At 44.7% G+C, this 1,211-nt stretch carries 1 protein-coding gene; it reads left to right on the top strand.

Annotated elements, in window-relative coordinates; translation table 11 throughout:
* Positions 1 to 1,211: sodium:solute symporter family protein (locus L654_RS0101770; RefSeq protein WP_024607072.1), on the top strand; the 1,211-nt coding region annotated here is incomplete at both ends.

Raw genomic sequence — 1,211 nt, 5'->3', positions numbered from 1 at the left:
AGGTATTATTTCGTTTGCAGGTTACGATGGCAGCGTTTACTTAATGGGGTGGACAGGTGGTTATGTACTATTAGCCATGTGTTTAGCGCCTTACTTACGTAAATTCGGCAAGTTTACTGTTCCTGATTTTATTGGCGACCGTTACTATTCACGCACTGCGCGTTTAGTGGCAATTGTATGTGCCATATTCATTTGTTTTACTTACATTGCAGGGCAAATGCGTGGCGTAGGCGTCGTATTTTCACGCTTTTTAGAAGTAGAAATTGAAACCGGTGTTTACATTGGTATGGTGATTGTATTCTTTTATGCGGTACTTGGCGGCATGAAAGGCATTACCTATACACAAGTAGCGCAGTATTGTGTACTTGTATTTGCCTACCTTGTACCAGCCATTTTTATCTCGATGATGATGACGGGTCACTTTTTCCCACAAACCGGTTTTGGTGCCACATTAATTGGCAGCGATGGCGTGTACGTACTTGATAAACTAGACGGCTTAAGCGCTGAACTTGGTTTTGCGCAATATACCGAAGGCTCTAAGAGCATGATTGACGTGTTCGCTATTACTGGCGCGTTAATGGTAGGTACTGCTGGTTTACCACATGTAATTGTTCGCTTTTTCACTGTACCTCGCGTAAAAGACACGCGTATTTCTGCAGCATGGACACTTGTGTTCATCGCGATTGTTTATACTACAGCACCTGCGGTTGCAGCCTTTGCTCGCGTAAACATGGTTGATACTATTAATGGTAAAGACGGTAGCGGTACAGCTTACGCAGAAGCACCAGGATGGATTAAAAACTGGGAACGCACAGGTTTAATTACATTTGATGATAAAAACGGCGATGGCAAAATGTTCTACACGGCGGGTAAAATCACCGATCCGAACAGTGCTAACGAAGTAAACGTAGACCGCGACATTATGGTATTAGCTAATCCAGAGATTGCTAACTTACCAGCATGGGTAATCGCACTTGTAGCTGCTGGTGGTATTGCCGCTGCACTTTCTACAACAGCAGGTTTACTATTGGTTATTTCGACCTCCGTTTCGCACGATTTACTCAAGCGAACTCTCAAGCCCGATATTACCGACAAGCAAGAGTTACTTGCAGCGAGGTTGGCAGCCATGGTCGCTATTGTTATCTCCGCGTACTTTGGTATAAACCCGCCTGGGTTTGTGGCATCGGTAGTGGCATTTGCATTCGGCTTGG

The organism is Pseudoalteromonas sp. TAB23 (assembly GCF_000498075.1).
Classification (GTDB): Bacteria; Pseudomonadota; Gammaproteobacteria; order Enterobacterales; family Alteromonadaceae; genus Pseudoalteromonas; species Pseudoalteromonas arctica.
The sequence above is the reverse complement of the archived record's forward strand: the minus strand, read 5'-3'. Positions and strand labels throughout refer to the sequence as shown.